Here is a 25,745-nt window from a genome sequence, read left to right on the forward strand (position 1 = left end):
CGCATCGTACGAGCCGATCGATTTCTATAGCGCGATATGCCAGCCACACAACGTTGCGACCAACCTTGATAATCTCCCACATCCTTGCCGCAGCCCTGATTCACTATGGCTGGAATCAGGAAAACGGACTCCGAACCCACTTGAGTAGGGCCGACATATCGCTGAGACGTTCAGTTCCTTTGGCCTATCTGCACATAATCGGTATGATCTAAATTCAACTCCAGGTCACGTCGTCACTGTCAGACTAGCCCCACCAACCCCATCCGCCTCGCTGGCAATCTCGTAGAGAATCTTCTTTACGACGTCGCCTCCGATACCGATTTTCCTTTCGAGCCAGCAGGTATCGAAAGCTGCAGCCCAGAGGCGACTTGGCCTAGAATCCAGAAAATGAACCGCCCTGCCCCTTCTCGCATACCGCAATGCGTACGGCCGCAGGGCCCGCCGACCTTAACATGGCCAGAGGGAGCGTCATAATAGCAGCAACGACCACTACCGCCGAACACATTGTTCGTGTGGAATCACCCACCATTCCCCCATACGTTCTGTCGCATTGAAACCATTCAATACCAGTACCAACACACATGCCCACAGCATAATTGTTGAGCGATGGATCTATGGCGTGGCGCGTCAGCACCTTCGCGTGAAGTCCTCCTGCTCGACAACCTTGCCAGAACATCTTTGCGACGCCATTCCCCTCTCATCGTCATCCACCACCATAACTACGCAAACACCCGGGGGAATGTAACAACATACTCAATGTAGCATGTGAGATCCGAGAACCGCTGTAACACAGCGCGGCTGACTGGAGCCCGCTGAGCAGGTCCAGCTGATGTGGCCCCCTGGACCCGGTCCACGGTTGTGAGAGTTCCGATATACCACAATGGGTGCGGAAGGAGACGATCACACCATGGCACGACGTCGGCATACGCCCGAGCGGATCATCCGCAAGCTGAGTGAGGGCGAGAAGCTGCTGGGGCAGAACTTCTCGGTCGAGGACGTGTGCAAGCACCTCGAGATCGCCGAGGCGACCCGGCATCGCGGGCAGAATCAGTACGGCGGCATGAAGTCCGACGACGCCAAACGCCTCAAAGAACTCGAGCGCGAGGATGCCCGGTTGAAGAAGATGGTCGCCGAGCAGGCCCTCGACATCGACATGCTCAAGGAGATCGGCCGGGGAAACTTCTGAGCCCGGACCGTCGCCGCAAGCCGTGGCGGAATTTTTCCAAGCCGAACTCGGGGCACTCCCGATCTCGTCGTGCGTAAGTTCATCGCTGAGTCACCGAAGAAGGCCGAATCCACCCGACCGGGAACTAACCCACACCGAGACCGGATCCACCGTTAATCCGAAACTCCCCACCAGGAATGTCAGCCAGTCCCTGATATGCGGTGATCACCGCGTTCTGCAGATTTCTTACGGCGCCAATCGATTCGGCGTCCGCCGTGAAGCCCGACATCGATCCCGGCATCAGCACAGGGGCGTAGCGGGGGTCGTCGAATGCCATTACGAAATCCCGCACGACGGTGAGGTGATCGTCCTTGACATTCCCACCGCGGGCGGTGGGAATGCGCTGCATCGTATCCGGGACATGCTGATAAATGGCGGGGAAGAACCGAAAACCGTGCTCCCCCGGAAGATCCCGACGTCCACCGGTCCCGGTGCCCGGAACTGGCATACTGCGCGCTTTGCCACCCAGGAACGCCGGTTCGTACACCGTCACCGAATAGCCGCGTACAATCAGTTCGTGCGCTGCGGCGAGTCCGGCCATCCCACCACCGAAAATCGCCACATCGCGACCGGCACCCGGCGTCGCGTGCGCGGTCACGGCTCCGGTCGTGACAGCCAACGTGGCCGCGACCGTGCCCTTCAATACCGTTCTACGCGAACGCTGCAACGACATATCTGAGTTTCCTCCAACAGTGGACCGCGAGTCCACCTGGCTTCAGGCGGCGCGAGTTTGTATCCCGCTTACGTCCAAAGCGCGCGTGGACGTGCCGCACCTTCCCTCGACCATCGGTAGAGCTCGGCGCGGCAGTCGAGCCAGGTGCGTACGGCGCGCCCGCCCCTTCAGGATGCCCAGGTGGGCGTACTCGCGCTTGTGATCATCAGTTCAGACGGCCGCAAGGCTGCTGCCGACCGGCTGGGCATGGTCGAGATACCAGTCGATCAGCGCTTGGAGATAGTGCACGTCCATGGGTGCATCGATGGGGGATCCGTATCGTTCGGCGATGTCTTGGGCGAAGTGCTTGGTACCCCTTCCCTGGGGCACGAAGAAGTGCATCGCACTGTGCATGCCTCGTTCGAGAAGGCCGAGTTCTGCTCGGGAGGAGACGAATTCGAAGTCGTGTATCCCGATGCGGAGTGCCAAGGCGGCCGCGATATCACCGATAGTCGGTGCTGATCGGTTCGTCAGGTGCACGATGCGAGCGTCGAAGCCGGGCTGGGTCGACAGCCAAACCGCTTGGCGCACTACAGAATCGACAGGTACGAGGTTGATCTCAGCTGTGGGGTCGGCCATGAAGCGCAATCGTCGCGTCGAGCCGCCGTTGCCCTGTTGCAGTCGGCGTGCCAACAGCACGACCCCGCGTACGAAGCCGTAGAACCCGGTGAAGCCGGTGGCGGCGAAAGTCCGGCTGTGCCCGACGACGATGCTGGGCCGCCAGATACAGGTGGGCAGACTGGTACGGGTCAACAGCATCGTTTCCGCGGCCACCTTGCTCCGCTCATACTGATTGTTGACCGAGATATCGTGCGGCACCGGCGATTCGGCGAGCCGACCCGTCGCGGCTCCGGTCACGTACGCGGTGCTCATATAGTTGAATCGCCGGGCACCGATCCGCTCGGCCAGATCTGCGAGCCGCGCGGAGCCGGACACATTGACCGCGAAGATCTCGCGGCGGCTCCGGTCGTCGAACTTCAGCGAGGCCGCGCAGTGCCACACTTCATCGATACCGCCGGCCGGCAACCGGCGGGCCAGATCGTCGTCGGTCAAGTCGCCGGTGATCACTCGCACGCGGTCTCGGTTGCGAACCAGAAGTTCATGGTCGAGCCCGTATCGCTGGACGGCCGTGCCCAGCGCGGACCAGACGCGCTCGTCGGCCGCCGCCGCGGAACCGCGCACCAGCACATGAATCGGCGCGGCGGTGCTCCGAAGTAGTTCCAAAGTCAGTGCGCCGCCGACGAAGCCGGTCGCGCCGGTGATCAGGTATCCGCTCACATCACTCCTTCACGAGTTGGGCTTTGCCGTGGTCGGTCGGTAGCGGGAACCACCAGTTCCAGCGACCCATGAGCTGCATCAGCGCCGGCACCAAGGCGAGCCGGAGCACAGTGGCATCGATGATCAGGCCGGCGGCGACAGCGAATCCGAAGGCACGCACGCTTTCGATCGAGGACACCAGCAGGCTGCCGAAGGCGACGGCGATGATGGCGGCGGCCAGCGAGATCGGACGAGCCGTGGCACACAGTCCGGCAACGATCGAGTGGCCGTTGTCGGCGGTGCGCCGGTACTCCTCTTGGATCCGGCGTACCAGGAAAAGCTCGTAATCGGTGGTCAGTCCGAACAACACCGCGAAGACGATCAGCGGCACCTGCGGCCATATCGCGCTCGAGCCCAGCGAATGATCCTCGGCGGCCATATCGCGTGGGAAAGCGAGTGCCATCAGCCCGAACGCCGCTCCGGTGGCCAGCAGACTCATGACCAACGCCTTCAGCGGTAGCAGCAGACTACGCAGCGCCCAGGTCAGCACGAGAAACATCACACCAAGCACGCAGCCGATGACCTGCCACAACTTCGTCGAGGTCTCGGTCAGGACATCGGCGGTCAACGCGCTGGCACCACCGACCAGGACGGTACTACCGGGCGGCAGCGTGGCGGGCACGATGGTTTCCCGAATACGTTGTACCAGTTGAATACTCGCGGGTGAGTTCACCGTCGAGCCGGGTACCGCGAGGATCGCGGTACCCCCTTCCCCGGTGCTGAGGTGACCGACGGCCGCGACCCCCGGATCAGCGCGCAGCGCCGCCAGCAACGGGGTCACGCCGAGTTCGGCCGCTCCGTCGGCGGGCTGCGCCACGATGTAGACGATGCTGGACAGGCCTGGCACATCACGATCACTAATGGTGCGCCCCACAATGAACGGGGTACCGGCCAGCGCGCGCTCTTCCATATCGGTCCCCGGCCGCAGATCCATTGCGGGCATCGCGAGCACACCCATCCCGACGGTGATGCCGATGACATACGGCCACGGCCGTCTCATGAGATGAGCAGCCCAGCGCGGCAACAACTTCCGTGACCCCGGCACCGGATCAGTGTTCGCCGACGGGTGCGGCATCCAGCGGGGTCGCCAGCCCAGCCACGGAGTCGCCGACACCAGCAGTGCCGGAAGCAGCGTCAGCGCGGCGACCAAGGTCACGACGACGACCGCGATCGTGCCGAACGCCGCTTGAGCGAAGACATTCCACCGCACCAGAAACAGGCTTCCGCAGGCCAGCAGCAACAGCACGCCGGAATACAGCGCCGTACGCCCTGTGGTCGCCATCGATGTCGCCACCGCGTCCTCCGGCTTCGCGCCCGCCGCGAGCTCGTCGCGATACCGGGTCACCACGAACAATGCGTAGTCGACGCCGATGCCCAGTCCGATGGCGTTGACCCCGACCAACAGCATTCCGTCCAGGGGCACCGCGTGCACCAGCAGCGAAAAGAAGCCGAGGGTACCGACTACCGACGCGCCGGCGACGGCGAGCGGTATCGCCGCCGCGGCCGGTGCGGCCAGCACCAGGAACAACAAGAGCGCGGCGAGCGGGATGGCGACTAAGTCGATCCGCAGCAGGTCGCTGATCTCGGCGCGCTGCACGGCCTCGCCGAAGACCGAAACCCCGACCAGGTAGGGACGAACGGCGTCCCCCACGCGCTCGCTGACCGCACGATCCAACCCAGCCTGAATCCTTGGCGCCTGTCGCTGTCGTTCCCGATCGTCACCGGACACTCCGACGAGCACGTACGCGGTGTGCTCGTCGCGCAACAAGGCATGCACCGGTTCCAGGAGTTCCGGCATCGCCAGGGCCGGCGTCCGATCACCGGCCCGCGGCAACGGTATCGCTCCGCTGACGATGTCTCGAGCACCCAACTCCGTGACCACCGCTGCGACGGCCGAATCGAGTTCGGCGCCGGTCGGGTTCGCCGTCACGGAGTTGAGCACCACGACCATCTGCTCGTTTCCGAGCGTAGGCACCACGGCACCGAGCAACTTCCCCGCACGCTCCGACTCGGAGCCGTCGACAGTTATGGCGGGCGAGGCAAGCGAATTCAGCAGATGCGGCAAGCCGAGCAATCCGGCACAGACAACCAACAGCCAGACGATATACACGCGACGCCGGTTCCGAGCCATCGTGAGGGCCCAACGGCGCAGACCCTCACCACGTGCCGCCCGATGCATGACTCATCCCTTCGACTGCTCGAACCGTCCGTATTTCAGCCGGTTGGTTTACCGAAGCCGGGCACTTCTGGTTTGCCGAGGCCAGGTACGTCAGGCAGCGACGGCAATTCCGCAGTTGTGGAAACATCCGACACAGTGAACTTGCCGGTCGGGATTTCGTTGCAGGACGAGACGGTCAATCCCTTGATGATCCCGGTGCCCCGCAAGCCTCCGCCGGACGACAGGATCGGCACGGCGTCGCCGGTGAGGCCGAAATCCGAGCCCGTCACCCGCACCGGTTCGTCGCCACCGAGCGGAATCGTCGCCGTCAGCTTCCCGCCGCTGACCGTGATCGTCCCACCACCGGGAGCCGACTCCGTTCCCTCCGCCTTCGAGGACGTCAGCACGCACGCCTTGCCCTCTTGGTCCTCGGTGATGGTCAGCTTCTCGGCAATGCCCGAGAACGGGGAAGCCGCACCACCGCACAGGATCTTCTGCGCCTGCTGCACCACCTTCTGCACACTCACCCCACCGGATTGCGCCGGGAACGAGCCCGCACCCTCGGCGATATAGTCCGAGCCCTTTTGGGAAATGGTGAAAGTGCCCTTACCGCCGGTACAGGGCACCGTAATCCCCGACGCCGAGTCCTCGCTCTTGCCGGTGGGTTCGGCGCGCACCGCTCCCGCCATGCAGAACAGACCGACGCTTACCGCGGCGGCCGTGAAAGACCTTGCGACACTCGACCTACGAGACCATGCTCGTCCTCGGCCAGCTACCGGCACAGTCGATCTTGTTCCACCCAATCGTCGCATTCCCAGCACTCCCTTCCGTACATTCGATCCACCGATGAAAGCGCCGGACGGCCGAACGCACTCGACCACGGCTCGAGATGGCGCGCTGAGCATTCCCGACTGCATCGGCCAGCAAACGAAGCGAGCCGGACCATCCCGATAGCCGGGGGTGCGCCACTAGAAATTCGTTGCCATCGGAAGGGCGGATGGGTACAGGATTATCCGGAGCTGTTGGCCGCATGATCACGCGCTGACAGCCCATTCTATAACGGCGGATCGGGTCCGCCGGATCCAACTGGGCTGCGGCGAGTCGCGCCTTCAGCACATTGATGTTGTTGTTGAATGGCTGCCATGACAGCTCATCGGTTACGGCTGGGTTGGATTTGCTTGATCGTGGCGGGTGTCGCGATCGCTGTCTGCGCGGGCAACGCGCACGCTGAACCATCCTCTGAGGGGAAATGGTCCGCCGCAGACCCGAACAGCGACGGGGTAGCGTCCGCGACGGCGTTCGCGGTTAGCAAGTTCAACGATCAGAGCAACACGCTTCACTACCGCAAGTTGATTCGCATCGTCGATGCCAAACAGCGAGTCCAGGCCGGCATTCTATACCGGGTCGCCTTCGAAATGGCCGATACGGTCTGCCGCAAATCCCAAGCCGCGGACGCGAACTGCGCAGTCGATCCACACGGGCACCGACACCGCTGCACAGCAGAAGTCTGGGTGAAACCATGGGAGGACTTCGCCCAACTGCGGGAATTAGAATGCGAAGCCATGCCATGATCGCCTTCGCCCACCGGGTCGCACATTTCACCGAAGTGATCAAAGCGTCGGAGTCCGACGCGGACGGCCACATCGACACCCGCGTCTACAAGGGTACGCGGAGAGTTGTTCTTCGCCTCCAGCAATTATCTGGTCTACCAATTCGACTATCTCGGTGACCCGCGCAATGTCGTGATCGACATCGGATTGAGTCCGGCCTCCGACGCGCGGCACGAACGGTTGTCCGTGCACCTGTCCGGCGCGCCCTGAGGTAGGCATTCACCGACGGCTACCTGCAAATCGGGCAGGTAGCCGAGCGAACCCAGTTGTCGTTGAAGACGATTCGCCACTACGACGAAGTCGGCCTGGTTCAGCCTTCGGCACGCTCGACCGGCAGGTTCCGGCTCTACACCGAAGCCGATGTGGCCCGGTTACTGGTGATCCGGCGGATGAAACCGCTCGGATTCACGCGCGCGGAAATGAAACAGCTCCTGCGCAGTCGCCGTGCTCGACAACGGACACCACCACCGGTGATCAACGCACCTTCGCAGCCCTTACCTACTCGCGCGCCGGGACAAAGCCCGCGACAGCGCCGAGCGGCTGCGGCGACAGCTGAGCTACGCCGAGGAGTGCACCGAACTACTCGCCGCACGAACCACCACACCGTTCGGACTGACCGGCGGGGTCATCGACGATCCCGAGCACCGTATTCGCTTGAGGCCACGAATGGCGCAGAGGAGATAGCAAAGGTCAAGCGCCGATGGTCGGGGCGAACACCAGATCATCACGTTTGACGCTGGGACCTGATCAGCGACAGTCTTCACGTTCCAGGGGCCCGTCGCTCCGAGGACCGCAACCTCGACGTGATATCGTCGCTATCGAGAAAACGTTACCGTCGATAGGGGCGAGTGATGACAGCCAACGCCACCCGTGAACGCATCTTGGCCGCGGCCGCCGACCTGCTGGCCAACGGCGGCACCGAAGCAGTGTCCACGCGCGCGGTCGCTGCGGCCGCCAATGTGCAAGCGCCCACCCTGTACCGACTGTTCGGCGATAAGCAGCGATTACTCGACGCAGTCACCGCGCACGGATTCGAGCAATACCTGGCGCAGAAGAAGAGCTTGACCCCCACCAACGATCCGGTGGAAGACCTGAGACGCGGATGGGACAGTCACGTCGAGTTCGGCCTGACCCATCCCGCCTTCTACGTACTCATGTACGGCGTACCCCAGCCCGAACGCCGACCTGCCACCGCCGCCGAGACCAACCGCCTGCTTCGCGCCGTGCTCGAACGCATCGCCGTCGCAGGCAGATTGCGGATGCCCGCCGAGGCCGCCGCAGGCCTCATCCACGCCACCAACACCGGGGTCACCCTCTCACTCATCGCCACCCCCAGCGGTGACCGAGATCCCGAACTCTCCGCACGCACGCGTGAGATCATCCTCGCCGCCGTCACCACCGGACCCGACAGCGACCACCGAAATGCCGCATTAGCTACCCGCGCCCTGAGCCTCGAGGCAATGCTCACCGACCAGGCTCGCCCCTTGAGCGCAGCCGAAACCGCCCTCCTGCACGAATGGCTGCTGCGCATCGCCAATAAGTAGGCCCTAGTGGCTTCGTCCGCGAATTGTGACGTCACCTGTCCGCCAATCCTGTGGCGTGTCGTTACCTACACCGGTCGAAGATGTTCACGAATCATGACGGCAGGAGACCACGGTGCCGGGGCTTCCACCTCTTCCGCACACACCCTCATGCCGATGTGCGACCGTACGGCCGACCCTGAACAAGCGGTCGGCCGGCGCTCGGCGAATATCCGGATCTGCCGAATATCGCGTCTAAATTGGCGACGCTACTTGGCCGGGTGTTCGAAACCGTCGATCCGAACATCTAACACGCGTCGAACCGACCGGGTAACCGCAGCCGCTGATTGTGGCCGCCCAACTAGTAGCGGTCTTCGACAAATACGTTTGTACGGGCCTGCGTTTCGGCGTAAATTGTGCCGTTTATCCACACTGCGGCCTCAAGAGTGTGCGTACCGGTCCTGAGACCGGTCAGCCCACGTGGGATGAGGGCGGAGCGTTTAGCCACGGACCAGTGGCGCACTTTTCCGTCACATTTCAGTTCGGCTCGCCATGGAATCGTCCAGCTCTTATACCCGTACCCTACTTTTATTGATGCGTCGTTCCCGTGCGGGGACGAGCACGAGGCGGTGCCGGAGATCATGTCTTTCAAGGTGTAGCGCGTGCCGTCGACCTCGATGTGCACGGGCGGAAGCCTATCCAGCGTGATCGTCGCCCAGGTCTCGCTTTCGGCGTACGCCACCGTCGGGGGCATAACGGAGCCCCCTACTGCGACAACAGCTGCTGCAATCAGCGAAGCGGTGCACGCGCGGTTCATTGGCATCTTGGTTTCCTGTCTTTGAAGGCGAGCTCGTGAGTCCAATCCGCCGTACTTCTGAATATTCGGACCCGCGACCAGCCTGGATGGGTCCCCCGGCCGGACCGCTGAGGCGCGACTCGAGGTGTCTGCGTCAAGCGGGTGGCAGGGCCTCCGCGGCCGGTTGTAATGTCAGCAGAGGCGAGAATCAGGGCCGCGCGAATGCCCGGTAAAGTCGCTGAGCGCTCGCTTGCCGGAGCCGCCAAACACTGTCGTTATTGTCCTGTCTCAGCTGGCATGGGGTGGGTGTAGGCGATTGGCCTGGGCTGCTTCGGATCGAGTGAGACGGCCGTGGGTTGCGGGTCTCAGTTGATCTGGTGCAGATCGGGATGGGTTGCGGCTCTGATGAGTTCGACGGCGAGCCAGTGTCCGAGGTCGGCTGCGTGCGCAATGGGACTTGGGAATCGGGGTGTGGGCCGGTGGCCGTTGGCGCCGCGGGCGAGGAGGAATGCGGTAATGGTGGCGTTGAGCGGTTCGCCGCTGCTGTGACGGGCGTGTTCGATGTCGATGGCGTGGTGGAGCAGTGTTCGGCCGTGGTGCTGGGTGTCGACGTTGTCGCCGAGGTCGAGGTGGATGCGCAGCCGGTCGAGGTCGTAGGCTTCGACGGCCTGGTGGGCCGGTGGAAGCAGGCTGTGGGCTGTGGTCCTGCGGCGATGCGCGACGTAGGTGCGGACGATGCTGTAGGACACGTCGGCTGCGTGTTCGGTCACGAGCCGGTCGTAGATCGATTGGATCGTTCCGCGTCTCGGTCCGGTCGCGGTGTGTTCCTGTTCGAGTATCGCGTCGATGACGGGGATGAACGGGTCGAGCCGGGACGTGCGCTGCGGGTATTGCTTGCGGGGCTGCGGGTTCGGTGATTTCAGTGCTTGGTGGACGGTGCGTTCGCCGACGCCGTATCGGTCGGCGAGCGCGTTGATGCTCATGCCGAGGCGGGCGTCGCGGCGGATCAGCCGGAACACTTCGGTTCGTGGAAGGGGGGACCGTGACCGGCGGTTGGCCGGGCTGGCCTTTGCCGGGTCGGGGTGCAGGTCGGTGAGGGCGTATTGCAGCGCGGTTGGTGAGCGGCCCGATAGGGCCGCGAGCCGGTCGAGCCGGATGTGGTTGCCGTCGTGAGGGTCCTGCAGATATCGGCGCAGGTGGGCGGGGCGCATGTGGTTGGCGACCGCGAGGCGCCGGATGTAGGCCAGGCAGTCGTCGCCGGGTTGCGGTCTGGGACGGATCGGCAACGGGCGCAGCGGATCCGGGGTGTCAGTTGTGGTTGTGGTCATCGGGTCGGGCTGGGTTTGCGGCTGGGGTTGGTTTGTGCGGCGTGGTCGAGATCGACCGCGTCCAATAGTGGTTTGGTGATTGCTTCGCTGCCGTCGAGCAGCGCTTCCAGGGCGCCGCCGCGGATCAGGTGTGAGAGGCTGCCGATCATTCCGCCGGTGCGTTGGTGCAGGTAACGGGCCAGATCAGGCAGGGTTCCGGGTGCGTGGTGGTGCAGGCGCAGGGCGTCTTCGAGGGTGGAGACGATCTGGTGCCATTCGTCGGTGAATCCGAATGCGAGGGTGGGGATGAGGGTGAAGCGGCCGGCGATCTGCCGTCCGCGGGTGCCGTTGAACAGCCCTTGGTGTTCGACGTCGATGCCCGAGTAGACGAAGGTGGCGTTGATGCGCTCGGAAAAGTATTTGAGCGTGTCGGAAACCTCGGCGCCGCTGCGTGTCGCGAGCTGCATGTTGTGTATTTCGTCCACGAGTACCAGGCTGACGCGCATGTCGGCGCTGACACCGCAGACGGCTTCGATGACGTCGGTGATGTTGGCGCGCGCGGGAATCGGCAGTCCGAGGAATCGGGCGAACTCGATGGCCAGCATGCGTGAGGTCGCTGCGGGCGGGACCGTGACGTAGATGACCGGAATCCGGTCGTGGCCGGGATGACGGGCCCGGTCGATCGCCTGGTATGCCTTGCCGAACTGAGTGATCGCGGTCGTTTTGCCGGTGCCGGCCGCGCCGGACACGACCATCCCGCGTCGCGCGCTGATCGCGTGCCGGTTGAGCAGTGTCAACCGCCGCCCGGTGTTGACCACCCGCCGCAACGTGGACGTGGCCACGACCCCGAGCCGGGTGTGGTAGTCCAACCGCAGGTCGTCATAGATTTCACGCTCGACGCGGCCGAGTTCCCGAAGCCGCTCCGGCGGATGTAGTTCCGGTGGTTTCACCGCGGAGTCGGTGAACCGGTTCCATCCCTGCAGGGTGGTCAGATGCCCGGCCGCATCGTCGCTGTCGGACGGTGCCGGGATCACCACCGTTTCTTCGCCTCCTCGAAGGGATCGAAAATTCCCAGCGGAATCACCTTCGCCAGACGGGTCTCGCCCGACGGCTCGCCGTCGAGCTCGCCGCCCTCGGGCTCGCCGCCCTCGGGCTCAGGCGAGCTGGTCAGCGAAGCCGGATGTGGCGAAGCGGTCGTGGCTCTGGTTCGGCCCGTGACTCGGCGTTCTCGTGTGGTTGGCTTCTGCGGAGCATCGACGGTGGGGCCGCGCTCGGCGCGGTTGAGCAGATCGGTTGCAGCCTGCGCGATTTCGGCTTCGGTAGCGGTGTCGTTTCCTCGGGCAGTCAAGGTGGTGCGGGCGTGCTGCCAGGCCAGTTCGCCGAACGGGGCCGGTGTGGTCTTCAGATGTGTCCAATACGCGGTGATCCAGCGGCTGCTGGTGTGGTCGCGCACCCATATTCGTGAAATGTCGTAGGGGTCGTGGTGCACTTCCCAGCGTCCGTTGCGGTGTTCGACGCCGGAGTGCTGGCGGCGCAGCGGGTTCAGTGCCTTCGCATCGTAAGTGCGGTTGTTGAGCTTGACGCCGTAGGAGTTGATCGTGCGCCAGGTGGCGGGCAGCAGTTCGATGTAGTCGTCGGCGGTCAGCGGGACCGGGAGATAGCCGGTGATCTCGACCATCGCGGAATACATTTCGTTGGGCGTCAACACGTTTCCCGGTGTGATCGGGTCACGAAGCCCGTCGTGAGGGCGGTTCTGCCAGACCGCGACAATCCACTCGTCGAGCAGTTCCTGCAACTCCAGCATCGACCAAACCGCCTGCCGGTCAGCGTCTTTGCCGCGCCGCTCGACCGAGGACCCGACGTATCCGGCGACATGTTGAGCGAACAGGGTGCCCACCGATTGCAGGGTCCGCTCCACCTTGCCTTTGTCGGTCGGGGTGTCCGGGTGAGCGGGCTGCAAGCTGACGCCCAACGCCAAGCACGCCGATCGGAACGTCTGCGACAGATAGGCTTTGCCGTGGTCGAACACGATGGTCTCCGGCACGATCACCGGCCGGGCCGCCGCGTCGGACAGCCGCCGGTCGATTTCGGTCAACCGCCGGTGTGGCAGCACCGACCGCGACATTCGCAATGCATCCGACCAGCCCGGCCGCATCGGTTCCGGAGTCAGCGCTCTGGCCAGCAGCAGCGCCGCATCGACCGCCTTGGTGGTCGGCCGCAGCACCGCTGCGGCGATCGTGCGAGTCCGGACATCGACCAGTGCGGTCAGCTCGGCCCGGTCGACGGTGCCGTCGTCCAGGACGACCCGGACGTCGATCGGTGTGGAGTCGATCTCGGTGATCTCGCCGGGCCGGGCCGCGGTGACGGTGCCGAAAGGCCCGTCCGGCTGTTTGGCCAGCGATCGGCGGGTGCGGGCCGATCCCAGAGTGTGTTTGCCCGCGGCGATGCGATCGACCAGCCGGTAGAACGTCGCTCGCGACGGCATTGCGGGCGACTGGTCGCCGTAGGCTTCGCGCAGCGCATTCTCCGTGCGGCGCATCAGCCGGCTGCCGGTGCCGGTCGAGCGATCGGTCTCCTCGTCGATGAGCCTGCGCAGCACTTCCACTACCCGTTCGTCGACCCGGCCGGTCGTCGAACGACGGGGAAGGAAACGGCGATCGACCACCCCGAGCAGCCCGTCACGCTGGTAGGCCAGCCGATGCCGCTGCAGCGTGCCCAGACTGACCGCATGCCCGGCGGCCCGTAACTGGTCGACCTTGGCAAGCTCTCGCTGCCGCAACGAACGCCGAACCGCAGCGCCAGCCGCCCCGCCGGACGGCTCGCCGGTCAGGACCTCGATCACCTGCGCCTCCCACCATCTGGCCCGCTCCATCACCTCCGCAGGGACCGCATCGAATACCTCCTCGGAGATCAACCGTGGTCGTGACGCCGACACCAGCTCCAATCCGGCGGCGCCCAGCAGCTCGCTCGCCGCGATCGTGACCGGCGTCCCGACCGGGTCGACCAGATCGACCGAATCACCGGCAACTGAGACCACGGTGTATTCACTACCCTCCAGCCGGATCTCGTCTCCGGCCCGCAACACCGCCTGCCTCACGCGGCCCGCCTCGACGTCACAACCGCTGACCCGTCCAACCGGACGGTCATGTCGGTGACCAGTTCGCTTGTCCACAACAGATGGAACAACGTCGGCAGCACCGCAATTCGGTCCCCAACCGCCGCTGCCCCGTCGAACATCGCTCGCGGGGAAGCGAATACCCGCAACAACTCCGCTGCGGCGGGCTCGACCCGGTTGCGTGGATGCCGAAACCCGGCCAGCCACCGCAGATTCGCGGCCAGCACCGGATCGACCTCGCCGACCCGGCGATACTCCCAGCCCACCGCCCGGCACGCGACCCCGGTCGCGGCGAACAACGCCGCGTCGTCGTCCTCGATGCGGTCGTCGGCACGAACATCGATGACCACAACGCCGCCATCGGCCCGACGGACGAAATAGTCGGGCACATGCCGGCGTGGACGCGGCTTGACCCCATCGCTCCACCACAACCGGAAAGGCTGCGAAACCACCGCGGCGACATCGGGATCGGCATCCAGGACCATCACGTTGTCCCGCTCCAGCCACGACTCGTAGCCGACATGCCGTGCCGAACTCGCCATCCACCACCAACCCGAATAACTCCGCTGCCCCCGATACGAACGAAACGACCGCACCGGCCGGTCCACCACCTCGAACGGCACATCCCACACCGCCGACAGATCCCGCCGAACCAGCATGCCGCCCACGGTCACGAACTCCACCTCGAAGCCCGCAGCCCCAACCGGACCCAACACTGGCGACGCACCCATCACCCGCGAAATACTATGCGCTGCTGCAGATCACGCGAGACAAACCGCGAAATGCCTCAGATCGATGAGACTGCCTCAGCCCAACCGAGACGAGACAGTTATTCGTGAACATTGCTTTCCGCAGACTGGCGGCGCCGCCGAGATTCGTGGATAACTGCCGTCAGAGATGGCGGGCAAAGCCACCCTAGTGACGCGCCCGAGAGTCGGGCGATGGTGACTGTGCGGCCGGAGGGGGTGCCGCGCGGCATCGACTGTCAGCCCCCGTTCGATGCCCGGTGCGATCGTCGACCCCCAGAGTGATCACTGCGCGGAAATCCTCGATTCGGCCCCTACGTCCGCCAGGCCGGATAGTCGCTCAAGACAAACGCCCAGACGTGTCAGTGCCAAATCCACGTGTCGCCCGCCTCAGTTCGGGATGTGGAAACCGCAACCGCCACAACGGTTCCTGGGGCACATCACGTTAGCCCATTGGCCCCCGCCATGGGCTGAATCATCCCAAGGCGGAATTCTGACGAACTCCTGAAGAGCGCCGTGGTCGCCCTGCTCTCCAGCCCGAGCAAGCCAATTGCCGTGCCGCGGCGCGGGGTGATCGGGCTTCGGCTGACTGAGCAACGCCCGCAACCATGAACGCCGCCTCCGCGACCCGACCGCAGCGGCGTGGAACCGTGCGACAACGATGATGTAACGACGATAACAGTCGTTTGGTAGCGTCGATAGTTAGCGCTAGTATCATGTAATCGTTAGCGGCGATACCACCTCGTGGGAGCATCTTCACGGCGATCGGCCGAGCACCTGACGATGTGTCGCTAGCGACTCCACAACACGCCAAACCCCCACAACACAAGGGAGTACGACTGTGAGCACCTCCACCATGCACGCGATGCAGGTAGTCACCGCAGGCGCGGAATTCGTTTCGGCCGAAATCCCGATCCCCGAACCCGCAGCGGGTCAAGTCCGCGTCAAGGTCCACGCCTGCGGCGTGTGCGGCGGGGAGAACCTGGCCCGGCTCGGCCTGCTCGGCGTCTCCTTGCCACGTGTGCCCGGCCATGAGATCGCCGGTGAGATCGACGCCGTCGGATCGGGCGTCACCGCCTGGCAGGTCGGCGACCGGGTCGGCATCGGCTGGCACGGCGGCAGCTGCATGACATGCGCCTACTGCCGTCAGGGCGAGTTCGCGCTCTGCGTGGACCGCAAGGTCGTCGGCCTGTCCTACGACGGCGGTTACGCCGAATACACGATCGCACCACAAGACGCACTCGCCCGCATCCCGGCCGCGCTGTCGTTCTCCGACGCCGCGCCCCTGATGTGCGCGGGCATCACCACCTTCAACGCCTTGCGTCACTCCGAGGCAGGTCCTGGCGAAACGGTCGCCGTGCACGGCGTGGGCGGCCTGGGCCACCTCGCCATCCAGTTCGCCAACAAGATGGGCTTCCGTACGATTGCCATCAACCGCGGACGCGCCAAAGAAGGCATCGCCCGGGAACTGGGCGCCGACGACTACATCGACAGCACCGAGGGCAGTGTCGGCGAAGCGCTCACCCGCCTCGGTGGCGCCAAGGTTGCGCTGTCCACCGTCGGTTCCAGTCCCGCCCAAGCCGATCTGCTCGCGGGTCTGCGTCCCGGTGGGCGTTTGGTGGTGATCGCCGCGGACCACCAATCTCTCGACCTCAACCCTGAGCTGCTGGTATTCGGCCGGCGCACCGTCACCGGCTGGTACAGCGGACATGCCAAGGACTCCGAAGACACCCTCGAGTTCGCCGCACTCAAGAACATCCGCCCCTTGGTGGAGACCTACCCCCTCAAAGACGCCGAAGCCGCCTTCCAGAACATGCCCAACGCGCGCTATCGCTCAGTTCTGCTCCCCGAACACCGCTGATATCACCCGGCCACGCGTTACCACTGACCCCCGCAACGGCCGGAGTCAGCGACAACCGTGTTCCACCACCACGACAGTAAGGAATCCGTTATGTCGTTTCGCGGAAAAGTGGCCGTGATTACCGGCTCGTCCCGTGGCATCGGCCGCGCCATCGCGTTGCGCTACGCCGAATTGGGTGCCGACATCGTCATCAACTACACCAACGACACGGCCGCGGCCGAAGAGGTCAAGAAAGCCGTGGCCGCAGCCGGTGCGAAAGCGATCATCGTGCGGGCAGACGTGTCCAAGGTTTCCGAGATCGAGCGTTTGTTCGATGCAGCGCTGGATGCGTTCGGGAAGGTTGACATCGTGGTAGCCAACGCGGGCATCGAAAAAGTCAACATCCCCGTCACCGACGTCACCGAAGACGACTTCGACCTGTTGTTCCGCGTCAACACCAAAGGCCCGTTCTTCGTGCTGCAGGCCGCCGCCCGCCACATCGCCGACGGCGGCCGGATCATCAACATCGCCTCCAGCTCCACCTCCCGCCCGCATCCCGGACTCGGGCTCTACGGCACCAGCAAAACCGCACCCAAATACCTCGTCAAAGTCTTGGCCCAGGAAATCGGCCACCGCAAGGTAACCGTCAACTCCTTGGTTCCCGGCCCCATCGAGGGTGCCGGAATTTTCGCCGGTGTCAGCGACGACGACCCCTACAAGAAGCAACTCCTGAACTCGGTGCCGATCGGAGCTTTGGCCACCGCCGACGACGTTGCAGACGTCGCCGAATTCCTGGGCAGCGACGCCTCGTTCTTCATCACCGGCGAAGAAATCCTCATGAACGGTGGCTCCAGCAACTAGATATCGACTCACACGAGATCCCGTCTGAAAGGACACCTGACATGGACACCACCACACTGCCCGCCCCCGTCCGCCGCGCCCTCACCGCCGCCAACTCCGGCGACACCAATGCCTTCCTTGCCACTTTCACCGACCACGGCACGGTCGACGATTGGGGCCGGGAATTCCGTGGACACGAGGCCATCCGACGGTGGAGCGACAACGAGTTCATCGGCAAGCAGATCACCCTCGAAATAACCAGCACCACACAGACCAGAGACACCGTCACCGTCAGCGCCCAAGTAGGCGGCAACGGCTTCAACGGACCTTCGGACTTCACCTTCACCCTCAACGGTGACCACCTCGACCTGATGCGCATCACAGGCTGAACGACACCACACAATCCTGCGGGAAGGTAACTCGCACAACGCAACCCAGACGCGAAAGGTTCGATCATGGCGCAGGAGAAGACCGTAGACGTCCTGATCGTCGGAGGCGGCTCAGCCGGTGCCGTGCTCGCCGCCCGATTGAGCGAAAACCCGGCACGGCGGGTGACCCTGTTGGAGGCGGGCCCGGTATACCAGCCCGATCGTTACCCGCCCTCAATCTCCTCCAGCACTGTGCTGGGCGGCGCGACCGGCCACGACTGGGGCACGATGTCCGAACCAGGGGGCATCGGTCACCCGATAGCCCTCTACCGAGGCAAAGTCCTCGGCGGCGGTTCCGCCGTCAACGGGGCGATCGCGGTACGGGCGACGCAGGCGGATTTCGCCCGTTGGAATGTCGCGGGCTGGTCGTTCGACGAGATCCTGCCCGCGTTCAGAGCGCTGGAAAACGCCGACGGGGGCAGTGATCAGTGGCATGGCCGCAGTGGCCCGCTGCCGGTGCACCAACTGGACCGCACCGAGCTGAGCACCATGCAGCGCGCGTTCGTCGATGCCGCGCTCGCTACCGGGATTCCGGCCGTCGAGGACTTCAACGGGCCCAAGCCTGCAGGCGTCGGCCCGTATCCGATGAACATCGTAGACGGCGTACGGGTCAATACCGGTATGGCGTATTTGACGGAGTCTGTCCGCTCCCGCCCCAACCTGACCATCCTCGGCGATCAGTTGGTCGATCGAGTATTGATCGAAGGCGGCCGCGCCGTCGGCGTCCTACTCGCTGGCGGCACCCACCTGAGAGCTGCGGAGGTGGTGCTCAGTGCGGGTGCCATCGGCAGCGCCGCGATCCTGCTTCGGTCCGGTATCGGCCCTGCCGCCCAGCTCGCCGCATTGGGTGTCGGAGTGGTCGCCGACCTCCCGGTCGGTCAGACCCTGTACGACCACCCGTTCTACCACAACGTCTACGCCGCGAAACCAGAGTTGATCGGCGAACCGATACCGGTGCTCGGCGCGAAAGCCTGGACCGCCAGTTCCGAAGCCGTCGGCGACGAACTGGATCTACACATCGTCGCCTCACACGTGGGAGATCACAGCGGAAGCCCCACCGGCGCAGCGTTTTTGCTCTCGGTCGGACTGGTCCGACCGGTTTCCGTCGGCACACTGACGCTGACCAGCATCGACCCGCACATCGACCCCCGCGTTGACCTCAACCTGCTCGCGGAGCCCACCGACTGGCGCAGGGTGGCCGAGGGCATCGCACTGGCCAGGCACATCGCGGCCACCAGCCCATTGGCCGACGTCATCGACCACGAACTCAACCCCGGCTCGATGGACGTCGACGCCTCCATCGAATCCACGGTGAACAGTTATCACCACTATTCATCGACCACCCCGATGGGCGCCGTCGTCGACCCGCTCGGAGCGGTCTTCGGAGTCGAAGGACTGCGGGTGGTCGACGCCTCGATCTTCCCCGACATCCCTTCTGCCGCAATCCACCTCACCGTGCTCATGGCCGCCGAACACATCGCCGCCGAACTCGCACACGCCTGACTGCTCCATCGGAATCATCCTGGGAGGATCACGTGAAAATTATCGCCTTGGAAGAGCACTTCACCACTCGGGCGCTACGCGAGGCGAACGCGGATCATCCGCTCGCGAAAATGTACGACTTACTCGCCGATGCCGGTCAATGGCAGAAAGGCGCCGAGGTCCCGGCGGGCATTTCCGGTCTCGGCGACGGACGGCTGGCCGATATGGACGCCGCGGGCATCGACATGCAACTGCTGTCGCAGACCGTTCCGGCCACCGAGTCCCTTGCCTCCATGACGGCGATCCGGCTGGCAACGGAGGCCAATGACGTTGTCGCCGAAGCCGTCTCGGCCCACCCTGATCGCTTCGGCGGATTTGCCACACTGCCCATGTCGGAGCCCAGGGCCGCCGCCGACGAACTCGACCGCGCGGTCTTACAACTGGGTTTCCGCGGAGCTATGGTCAACGGCCACGTCGGTGGCAGGTACCTCGACGACGAGTTCTTCTGGCCGGTCTTCGAGCGGGCCGCGGTGCTGGGGGTGCCGATTTATCTGCATCCCACCCGCCCGCCACAGGCTGTTTTCGATGCCTGCTATGCCGGGTTCTCCCCAGTGGTCACCGAGATCCTCGGTACCGCCGCCTGGGGTTGGCACGTCGACACCGGACTGCACGCCCTCCGGCTGATCATCGCCGGTGTCTTCGACCGATTCCCGAACCTGCAGATCATCATCGGTCACATGGGGGAAACCCTGCCGTCGATGATCTGGCGCGTCCAGGACCGGATGGGCAAGCTCGTGCAACTGGCCAGACCTATCCCCGACTACTTCACCCAGAACTTTCACATCACCATCAGCGGCGTATTCGATTACGCCCCCTTCGCCGGCGCGGTCCACGCCATCGGCATCGACCGAATCCTGTTCGCCGTCGACTACCCGTACAGCACCAATAGCGCGGCAAGGCAGTTCCTCGACAACCTCCCCATCAGCCCCGGCGACAAAGAAAAGATCGCCCATCTCAACGCCGAGCGACTGCTCGATCTAGCCCGGTAACCGTCGAACGAACACACAGCCGGTCCACATCAGCCGAGCGAGCACCGCCACCCTGTTCAATCCCTGGCTCTCTGGACCACACGACGGCAAACGTTCCCAGACAACGCAACTCATCAAATCCGGGGACCTTCCGTGCGAGCCACAGCCAATCCGTCAGATCAAGGAGATAGGAGCGCACTCATGGTGTCTTCGGACCTAGGCAGATTGAACGAGCAGTCAGCGGTGCGGTCACTGCAACTCGGTGACGTGCGGCTGACGTATGTCGTCGATGGCGCCATGGGACTCACGCCGGCAGGATTCTTCCCCGATATCCCCGCCGAGTATTGGGCCGACCATCCCGAACTGCTCGACGCGCACGGATTCGTCGCACTGTCCGCGGGCGGCCTGCTCGTCGAGCGAGACCACAAACGGCTGCTGATCGACACCGGCATGGGCCCCTACACAGGTGATGTGTCACTCGGGCAGACCTACATCGGCCCTGTCAACTGCGGAGCGCTCCCGGAAGTGCTCGCCAAGTTGGGGTACGCCCCCTCCGACATCGAGACCGTGGCATTCACCCACCTGCACATCGACCACACCGGATGGGCCTTCGGCCCCGACGGCCACAAATTCTTCCCGAACGCCCGCTATCTCGTCGCCGCACAGGAATGGGCGCCACACGGACGCGGCGAAATCATCCCCGGCGCACCACCGCGCCGCACAGTGATCGACCCCATGGCAGGCACCCACACCCGCGTCACCGACGGCGAGGAAATCTTCCCCGGCGTCCACGCCCTCGTCACCCCGGGGCACAGCCCAGGCCACACCTCCTACATCATCTCCACAACCACCGCTCGGGTCATCGTCTTCGGCGACGGATTCCACATCCCAGCACAACTCACCCATCCGGACTGGCCATCCAAACCCGACGTCGACTACACCGCGGTAGGCGCCGCACGCCAGCGCCTGAGCACCGAACTCGAGCAACCCGGCACGATCGGGTTCGCATTCCACTTCGGCGACCAGGCATTCGGCCGCCTCAGGCGCGACCAGGACGGGCTCGCCCGCTGGGAACCGGTCCCCGCAACCGCCGTGCTGCCAACCCCCCGCCGCCTGCCTTGACACAGTGACGGAACACCGACCAACACAACACGGTGCAAGGTCTCGGTTCGCTGGCGCGGGCTCGGCCCGGTCGAATTCGACACTCCAACCACGGTGGTCGAGGTCGTGGAGTAACCTGTGAGCGCGCCGATGTTGACAATTCGATAAAGAACACTTCGTGCGAATATCGCTCTGGTGCGGAGATCTGTAGGTGCGGCAGCTCAGCGAGTCGCTGCGCTGGTTGCTGAGCGTGACCGCTGCTTGTCTATGACATTATCGGCCCCGAAACCCGATGGGTGCCAAGGCCGCTCCGAGGTCTTCCGGGAACGATCCGATTATCGGGCGTCACGAGTGCTTCTCGAAACTGTTGCAGCATCAATGGCCCGAGGTCGGCGGCTCGCATCCGCTCAGCGGGAGCTCGCCTTCACCAAGCGTGCCTGTCGCTGGCCCTCACGGGCCGAAGACGCCGGGGGCTCCTGAGTTTATCGAAGGTGGAGCGGATAACACACAGGCGAACCGTCGACCACTCCTGTTGGGGTCGCCTGTGTACTCCCATTGAAGCTGGGCCGCCCGTCGGTGAGCCATATTGCGGGCTCCCGACGGGCCAGAATTCACTGTTGGAGAAGACCGCTAACGTACGCCTTGCTCCGGGAATACCTGCGGTACATCAACCGGCTGATACGCACAGACGTTGACGACATATACGTCATGCTGCGGTTCGATACGTAGGCCAACCCCGGGAGGGTTATGGTTGTCCTGCGTCACGACCGGAACCGAAGTCCCCGGTTCTGGGATTCCCGCACATAGCTCGGTTGCCTGAGCTCCTCCTGTCGCAGCGGCGATCGAGGCGACAGCGCCGACGGCAGCAAAGCGGCGGCGTAGAATTTCCTGACTACACTCATCGTGACCATCTCCTTGATGGGGTGAGTCGACTACACGTCGACTTGTTTTCAGATAATTCATCTATCGCAATACCGGGAGGTTCTATTACACACTCTTCAATCGGTCACCTCACTCTCGGTATCGCACCCATAACCCAATTGCGTCGTGAACGGAGCGTGTGGTCGAGCCTTCGATCGACCATCCACTTGGCTGTCCTCACGTAAGTGAGATTCTTCATCCACAGTGCGAGATTCTTTCATAGCATTCTTTTCGATATCTGGGACGCCGCAGCGGCGTTTCGCGGTCGAGTGCTCGATATCGGATGCGGCTTGGGCGGGCCTGCACTCTATCGGGCTCAACGCTTCGGCGTCGAAGTCACCGGCCTCACCACCGAACCAGCGCAAGCGCGACTGGCAGCACAGTTGGCTGACGACGCCGACATGGGCCACCTGGTCTCGACGATGGTCGGGGACTTCACTGCCGCGCATCCGCCAGGAAAGTTCGACGTGCCGGTATCCAAGGCGCCGGCAGATCGATACTGGACAATCGACATCGGTCCGCTGGCGGAGTACATCGCGGCCGCGAAAGTAAGCGGATTCAACTTGGATCGTAACGTCGACCTTACCGCCGAAGGCGCTGACTACTGGTTGTGGAGTATCGCGTGGGCGGATTCGCAACTGGCACAGCTCGAATCGAGGAATACGCTCACCGAGGCAGCCGAATCGCGGCTACTGCGGTCGATCCGAGAGCATGCACGCATGCACCGATGCATCACGAACAATGTCTACGAGTTCCACGCTCAGGTCCGCAAAGTGCGGAACCTGGCGAGCGATCGCAGCTGAACCGAATGGCTCCTGCAGTGTAGGCTGACAGGTCTCGTGTTCCTGTCATCCGGAGCGGTCTGGCCGTAGCTCCGTGAAAGGTACGGCGCGCCTTGAGATCACATGGATTTGGGTGTGAGAGCTCAGCGGTCGACGCGGGCACGGACGACGTCCACCCAACGTTGCGGGATACGGGTCGACACGGCGGCCACTGCTTGTTCCACTCGCCGAGGAGCGAGTAGGGCGGCGCCGCCGCGCAACAGGCCCGGCGAAAGGCGATGCAGGGCGAACATGAGCCAGGATTCCGGCCGCACCGGTACGACGGCCCAGTTGTGCTGTCCCGCGCGCACGATCCCGCGCGCCACATAGTCTGGTGAGCTGAACTTTGATCCGAACTTCTCCACGAGAAAACCTGCGACACGCTGAAATTCGCCCTTTTCGATACTTTCCATGTCATCGAGCGACGCCACCATTCGCGCATTGGAGACGATGGCGGTTCCGCCGACCACACCCGGGCAGATGACTGTGACGCCGACCCGCTTCGGGGCCAGTTCCACGCGCAGGCATTCGCTGAACATTCGGACCGCGGCCTTGGAGGTGCAGTACGACGGTGTCATGGCCCAGGGGATGTAGCCGAGGCCGGAGGCGATGTTGATGATCTGCCCGCTGCCGCGCTCGGCCATGCGGGGGGCGTACGCTCGGCAGCCGTTGACCACGCCGTCGAGATTGACCGCGAGCAGACGGTCCCAGTCGGACTTGGTGTGCTCGAGGAACCCGCCTGCGATGCCGAACCCGGCGTTGTTGACCAGGATGTCGGGCACACCGTGCTGTTCGGATACTTCGGCGGCGAGCTGTTGCCAGGCGTTGTCGTCGGTGACGTCGAGGACATAGACCACCGCGCTGCCACCTCGCGCACGGATCATCTGTGCGGTGGCCGAGGCCGTGTCACCGTCGATGTCGGTGACCACGACGGTCGCACCCCGTTCGGCGTATCGCAGGGCGGTTGCTCTGCCGATGCCACTGCCCGCGCCGGTAATGAGCACAAGTCGCGGATCCGGTTTCGCGCGCAGCATCACACGCCTGCTTTCTGATCGATCGAGATCGTATCGGCCACAACAGGATCGAGAGTGTTCCTGGTGTACCGGTAGACGTTGAGCGGGAAGAAGCGGCTCTGCCACCACATGGTCAGATGGCTCTGCGGCCGGATCAGCGCCACATCGCCCTGATAGTTGATGTAGTAGGTGTTGGACCCGGTGCACAGGTCCACGTAGCCGATCTTGTCGATCTGATCGCGGCACTTCTGGGTGAAGTCGTCGTGTGCTTGCTGGGTGACCTCGCAGGTCGTTGCGCCCCGGCGCAGGGTTTCCTTGATGACGCGTGCGGCGTGTGCGGCGGTGGCCTCGACGAAGCAGTGATAGGAGCTGGGCGCGTAACCGTAGGGGCCGACGATCATGAGCAGATTGGGGAACCCGGGCACGCTGACGCCCTGATAGGACGAGAACCGGTTTTCGTGCCAGAACTTTCCGAGCTCGACACCGTCGCGTCCGAAGGTCGGAAAGCCCGGGGTCGTGCCCTGGCCCATAACCGCGAAACCGGTGGCACAGACGATGGCGTCGAATTCGTGTGCGGTGCCGTCTTTGGTGACCAGTCCGCGCTCGGTGCCGTGGTCGATCAGGTCGGTCACCAGCGTGACGTCGTCACGGGTGAAGGTCTTGAAATACTCGTTGGACATCGAGGGCCGTTTGCAGCCGAACGGGTAGTCGGGGGTGAGCTTTTCGCGCAGTTCACGGTCGTGGATCTGGGTACGCATCCATAACCGCAGCGTGGCCTCGGCGACTTTGAGCGCGGGCAGCGCCCGTTTGCCCGCCAGCAACGCCGCCCCGGTGCCCACCGAGACTCCGCCACCGATCAGCGCCCGCACCGGAGCACGGAATGCCTTGCGGCGCAACAGGAATCGCGTGAAAGCACCGGCCTTCCAGTCTGGCTTCGGCGCAATCCAGATCGCTCGCCGCTGGAATACCGTCAGATGCTCGACGGTGTCGGCGATAGCCGGAATCAACTGCAATGCCGAGGCTCCGGTGCCGATGACCGCGACGTGTTTGCCGCGCAGATCGTAGTCGTGATCCCAGCGGGAGGTGTGCATGATCTGGCCCGCGAAGGAGTCGATGCCCGTAATGTCCGGCAGCTTGGGCACCTCGATGCCACCGAGGGCAGGCACCAGGAATCGTGCGGTGTAGACCTCACCAGCGTCGGTATGCACGCGCCAGAGCTGGTTGTCCTCATCCCACTCGCCCTGGGTGACCGTCCGACTCAATCGCACCTTGGGGCGCAGACCGTGTCGATCCACCACGTCGTTGGCGTACTTGCACAGATCCGCCCCCGGCGCGAACACCCGCGACCAGTCCGAGCGCTGATCGAAGGAGTAGCTGTACACCATCGACGGGATGTCGACCTGCACACCAGGATAGGTGTTCACATGCCAGGTACCGCCGACGCCATCGTGCTTGTCGAGGATCACGACGTTGTCGACGCCGACCTTCTGCAAGGCAATGGCCGCCGCGATGCCGCCGAACCCCGCACCGACGATCACCACCTCATGGTCGGGTGTGACCGTGCCGCTGCCCGCGGACTCACGCAAAACCGCCTCTGCCATCACGAATCCTCATTCCTCCGCACTGAGGTGACCTCATCGCCGAAGTTCGGCGAACTCCTCGAATATATAGTGACGCAATCCAGATTGCAATACTTTTTGAAATGCCCGTAGAGCGCCCCGACAACTCGCGCGGCCACAACGGCGGGGACATTAAAATGACTGTG

General features: G+C 63.9%; 20 protein-coding genes and 3 pseudogenes. 12 read left to right on the forward strand and 11 right to left on the reverse strand.

Translation table 11 applies throughout. The features are described from left to right. Positions 1-907: 907 nt before the first annotated feature. A pseudogene (locus F5X71_RS20110) lies at positions 908-1,206 on the forward strand (transposase); the annotation flags it as partial. Positions 1,207-1,310: 104 nt separating this feature from the next. Here F5X71_RS20110 and F5X71_RS20115 read toward each other — a convergent pair. The 4 genes from F5X71_RS20115 to F5X71_RS20130 all read right to left on the reverse strand — a co-directional run bounded on the left by F5X71_RS20115 (position 1,311) and on the right by F5X71_RS20130 (position 6,089). Then, on the reverse strand, positions 1,311-1,898 hold the full coding sequence (locus tag F5X71_RS20115; RefSeq protein WP_167463438.1) for an FAD-dependent oxidoreductase: 588 nt from the start codon (positions 1,896-1,898) through the stop codon (positions 1,311-1,313). A 210-nt stretch (positions 1,899-2,108) separates the two neighbouring features. Then, a complete protein-coding gene (locus F5X71_RS20120) occupies positions 2,109-3,215 on the reverse strand; it encodes an SDR family oxidoreductase (RefSeq protein WP_167463439.1) in 1,107 nt (368 codons plus the stop codon). A 1-nt stretch (position 3,216) separates the two neighbouring features. Next, on the reverse strand, positions 3,217-5,346 hold the full coding sequence (locus F5X71_RS20125; protein WP_167463440.1) for an MMPL family transporter: 2,130 nt from the start codon (positions 5,344-5,346) through the stop codon (positions 3,217-3,219). Between the two features lie 122 nt (positions 5,347-5,468). Next, positions 5,469-6,089: a hypothetical protein gene (locus F5X71_RS20130; RefSeq protein WP_167463441.1), complete on the reverse strand. Its 621-nt coding sequence runs from the start codon at positions 6,087-6,089 to the stop codon at positions 5,469-5,471. 465 nt (positions 6,090-6,554) lie between these two features. Here F5X71_RS20130 and F5X71_RS20135 point away from each other — a divergent pair, with 465 nt between their 5' ends. The 4 genes and pseudogenes from F5X71_RS20135 (at position 6,555) to F5X71_RS20150 (ending at position 8,566) form a co-directional block, all read left to right on the forward strand. Continuing rightward, on the forward strand, positions 6,555-6,983 hold the full coding sequence (locus tag F5X71_RS20135; RefSeq protein WP_238816016.1) for a cystatin family protein: 429 nt from the start codon (positions 6,555-6,557) through the stop codon (positions 6,981-6,983). Continuing rightward, positions 6,977-7,232: pseudogene (locus tag F5X71_RS20140) on the forward strand (SulP family inorganic anion transporter); the annotation flags it as partial. The gene F5X71_RS20135 and the pseudogene F5X71_RS20140, both read left to right, overlap by 7 nt. 23 nt (positions 7,233-7,255) lie before the next feature. Continuing rightward, positions 7,256-7,706 (forward strand): annotated as a pseudogene (locus tag F5X71_RS37770) (MerR family transcriptional regulator). Positions 7,707-7,873: 167 nt separating this feature from the next. Then, positions 7,874-8,566: a TetR/AcrR family transcriptional regulator gene (locus F5X71_RS20150; protein WP_167463443.1), complete on the forward strand. Its 693-nt coding sequence runs from the start codon at positions 7,874-7,876 to the stop codon at positions 8,564-8,566. Positions 8,567-8,903: 337 nt separating this feature from the next. Here F5X71_RS20150 and F5X71_RS20155 read toward each other — a convergent pair whose 3' ends face one another. The 5 genes from F5X71_RS20155 to F5X71_RS20175 all read right to left on the reverse strand — a co-directional run bounded on the left by F5X71_RS20155 (position 8,904) and on the right by F5X71_RS20175 (position 14,419). After that, positions 8,904-9,284, reverse strand: a complete 381-nt coding sequence (locus F5X71_RS20155) for a hypothetical protein (protein ID WP_167463444.1) — start codon at positions 9,282-9,284, stop codon at positions 8,904-8,906. A gap of 419 nt (positions 9,285-9,703) precedes the next feature. Further along, positions 9,704-10,666: a hypothetical protein gene (locus tag F5X71_RS37045; protein WP_238815347.1), complete on the reverse strand. Its 963-nt coding sequence runs from the start codon at positions 10,664-10,666 to the stop codon at positions 9,704-9,706. Further along, a complete protein-coding gene (locus F5X71_RS20165) occupies positions 10,663-11,682 on the reverse strand; it encodes a TniB family NTP-binding protein (RefSeq protein WP_167463445.1) in 1,020 nt (339 codons plus the stop codon). Before F5X71_RS20165 ends, F5X71_RS37045 begins: the two co-directional genes overlap by 4 nt. Next, on the reverse strand, positions 11,676-13,742 hold the full coding sequence (locus tag F5X71_RS20170) for a Mu transposase C-terminal domain-containing protein (RefSeq protein WP_174817103.1): 2,067 nt from the start codon (positions 13,740-13,742) through the stop codon (positions 11,676-11,678). The genes F5X71_RS20165 and F5X71_RS20170 overlap by 7 nt, the downstream gene beginning before the upstream one ends. Then, positions 13,739-14,419, reverse strand: a complete 681-nt coding sequence (locus F5X71_RS20175) for a TnsA-like heteromeric transposase endonuclease subunit (protein ID WP_238815348.1) — start codon at positions 14,417-14,419, stop codon at positions 13,739-13,741. Before F5X71_RS20175 ends, F5X71_RS20170 begins: the two co-directional genes overlap by 4 nt. Positions 14,420-15,347: 928 nt before the next feature. Between F5X71_RS20175 and F5X71_RS20180 the strand changes: the two genes are divergently transcribed. The 7 genes from F5X71_RS20180 (at position 15,348) to F5X71_RS20210 (ending at position 22,949) form a co-directional block, all read left to right on the forward strand. Next, positions 15,348-16,367, forward strand: coding sequence for an alcohol dehydrogenase catalytic domain-containing protein (locus F5X71_RS20180; protein WP_238815349.1), 1,020 nt, complete (start codon positions 15,348-15,350; stop codon positions 16,365-16,367). 90 nt (positions 16,368-16,457) lie between these two features. Further along, a complete protein-coding gene (locus tag F5X71_RS20185) occupies positions 16,458-17,207 on the forward strand; it encodes a glucose 1-dehydrogenase (RefSeq protein WP_167463447.1) in 750 nt (249 codons plus the stop codon). Between the two features lie 41 nt (positions 17,208-17,248). Next, a complete protein-coding gene (locus tag F5X71_RS20190; RefSeq protein WP_167463448.1) occupies positions 17,249-17,575 on the forward strand; it encodes a nuclear transport factor 2 family protein in 327 nt (108 codons plus the stop codon). 66 nt (positions 17,576-17,641) lie between these two features. Next, a complete protein-coding gene (locus F5X71_RS20195) occupies positions 17,642-19,117 on the forward strand; it encodes a GMC family oxidoreductase (protein ID WP_167463449.1) in 1,476 nt (491 codons plus the stop codon). Positions 19,118-19,149: 32 nt separating this feature from the next. Further along, positions 19,150-20,145, forward strand: coding sequence for an amidohydrolase family protein (locus F5X71_RS20200; protein WP_167463450.1), 996 nt, complete (start codon positions 19,150-19,152; stop codon positions 20,143-20,145). Between the two features lie 180 nt (positions 20,146-20,325). Beyond that, on the forward strand, positions 20,326-21,246 hold the full coding sequence (locus tag F5X71_RS20205) for an MBL fold metallo-hydrolase (protein WP_167463451.1): 921 nt from the start codon (positions 20,326-20,328) through the stop codon (positions 21,244-21,246). 1,085 nt (positions 21,247-22,331) lie between these two features. Further along, complete coding sequence (locus F5X71_RS20210) at positions 22,332-22,949, forward strand: SAM-dependent methyltransferase (protein WP_167463452.1); 618 nt, start codon at positions 22,332-22,334, stop codon at positions 22,947-22,949. A 122-nt stretch (positions 22,950-23,071) separates the two neighbouring features. Here F5X71_RS20210 and F5X71_RS20215 read toward each other — a convergent pair whose 3' ends face one another. Then, a complete protein-coding gene (locus F5X71_RS20215) occupies positions 23,072-24,001 on the reverse strand; it encodes an SDR family NAD(P)-dependent oxidoreductase (RefSeq protein ID WP_167463453.1) in 930 nt (309 codons plus the stop codon). Next, positions 24,001-25,581, reverse strand: coding sequence for a flavin-containing monooxygenase (locus tag F5X71_RS20220; protein WP_167463454.1), 1,581 nt, complete (start codon positions 25,579-25,581; stop codon positions 24,001-24,003). The genes F5X71_RS20215 and F5X71_RS20220 overlap by 1 nt, the downstream gene beginning before the upstream one ends. Positions 25,582-25,745 lie beyond the last annotated feature (164 nt).

The sequence above is a fragment of the Nocardia brasiliensis genome (assembly GCF_011801125.1).
GTDB lineage: Bacteria > Actinomycetota > Actinomycetes > Mycobacteriales > Mycobacteriaceae > Nocardia > Nocardia brasiliensis_C.

What these genes read in the sequence shown, in the direction of transcription:
- F5X71_RS37045 (WP_238815347.1), bottom strand. Translation starts at nt 10,666, where the DNA reads ATGACCACAACCACAACTGACACCCCGGATCCGCTGCGCCCGTTGCCG.
- F5X71_RS20195 (WP_167463449.1), top strand. Translation starts at nt 17,642, where the DNA reads ATGGCGCAGGAGAAGACCGTAGACGTCCTGATCGTCGGAGGCGGCTCA.
- F5X71_RS20135 (WP_238816016.1), top strand. Translation starts at nt 6,555, where the DNA reads ATGACAGCTCATCGGTTACGGCTGGGTTGGATTTGCTTGATCGTGGCG.
- F5X71_RS20205 (WP_167463451.1), top strand. Translation starts at nt 20,326, where the DNA reads ATGGTGTCTTCGGACCTAGGCAGATTGAACGAGCAGTCAGCGGTGCGG.
- F5X71_RS20220 (WP_167463454.1), bottom strand. Translation starts at nt 25,581, where the DNA reads ATGGCAGAGGCGGTTTTGCGTGAGTCCGCGGGCAGCGGCACGGTCACA.
- F5X71_RS20175 (WP_238815348.1), bottom strand. Translation starts at nt 14,419, where the DNA reads ATGCTGGTTCGGCGGGATCTGTCGGCGGTGTGGGATGTGCCGTTCGAG.
- F5X71_RS20215 (WP_167463453.1), bottom strand. Translation starts at nt 24,001, where the DNA reads ATGCTGCGCGCGAAACCGGATCCGCGACTTGTGCTCATTACCGGCGCG.
- F5X71_RS20150 (WP_167463443.1), top strand. Translation starts at nt 7,874, where the DNA reads ATGACAGCCAACGCCACCCGTGAACGCATCTTGGCCGCGGCCGCCGAC.
- F5X71_RS20185 (WP_167463447.1), top strand. Translation starts at nt 16,458, where the DNA reads ATGTCGTTTCGCGGAAAAGTGGCCGTGATTACCGGCTCGTCCCGTGGC.
- F5X71_RS20115 (WP_167463438.1), bottom strand. Translation starts at nt 1,898, where the DNA reads ATGTCGTTGCAGCGTTCGCGTAGAACGGTATTGAAGGGCACGGTCGCG.
- F5X71_RS20190 (WP_167463448.1), top strand. Translation starts at nt 17,249, where the DNA reads ATGGACACCACCACACTGCCCGCCCCCGTCCGCCGCGCCCTCACCGCC.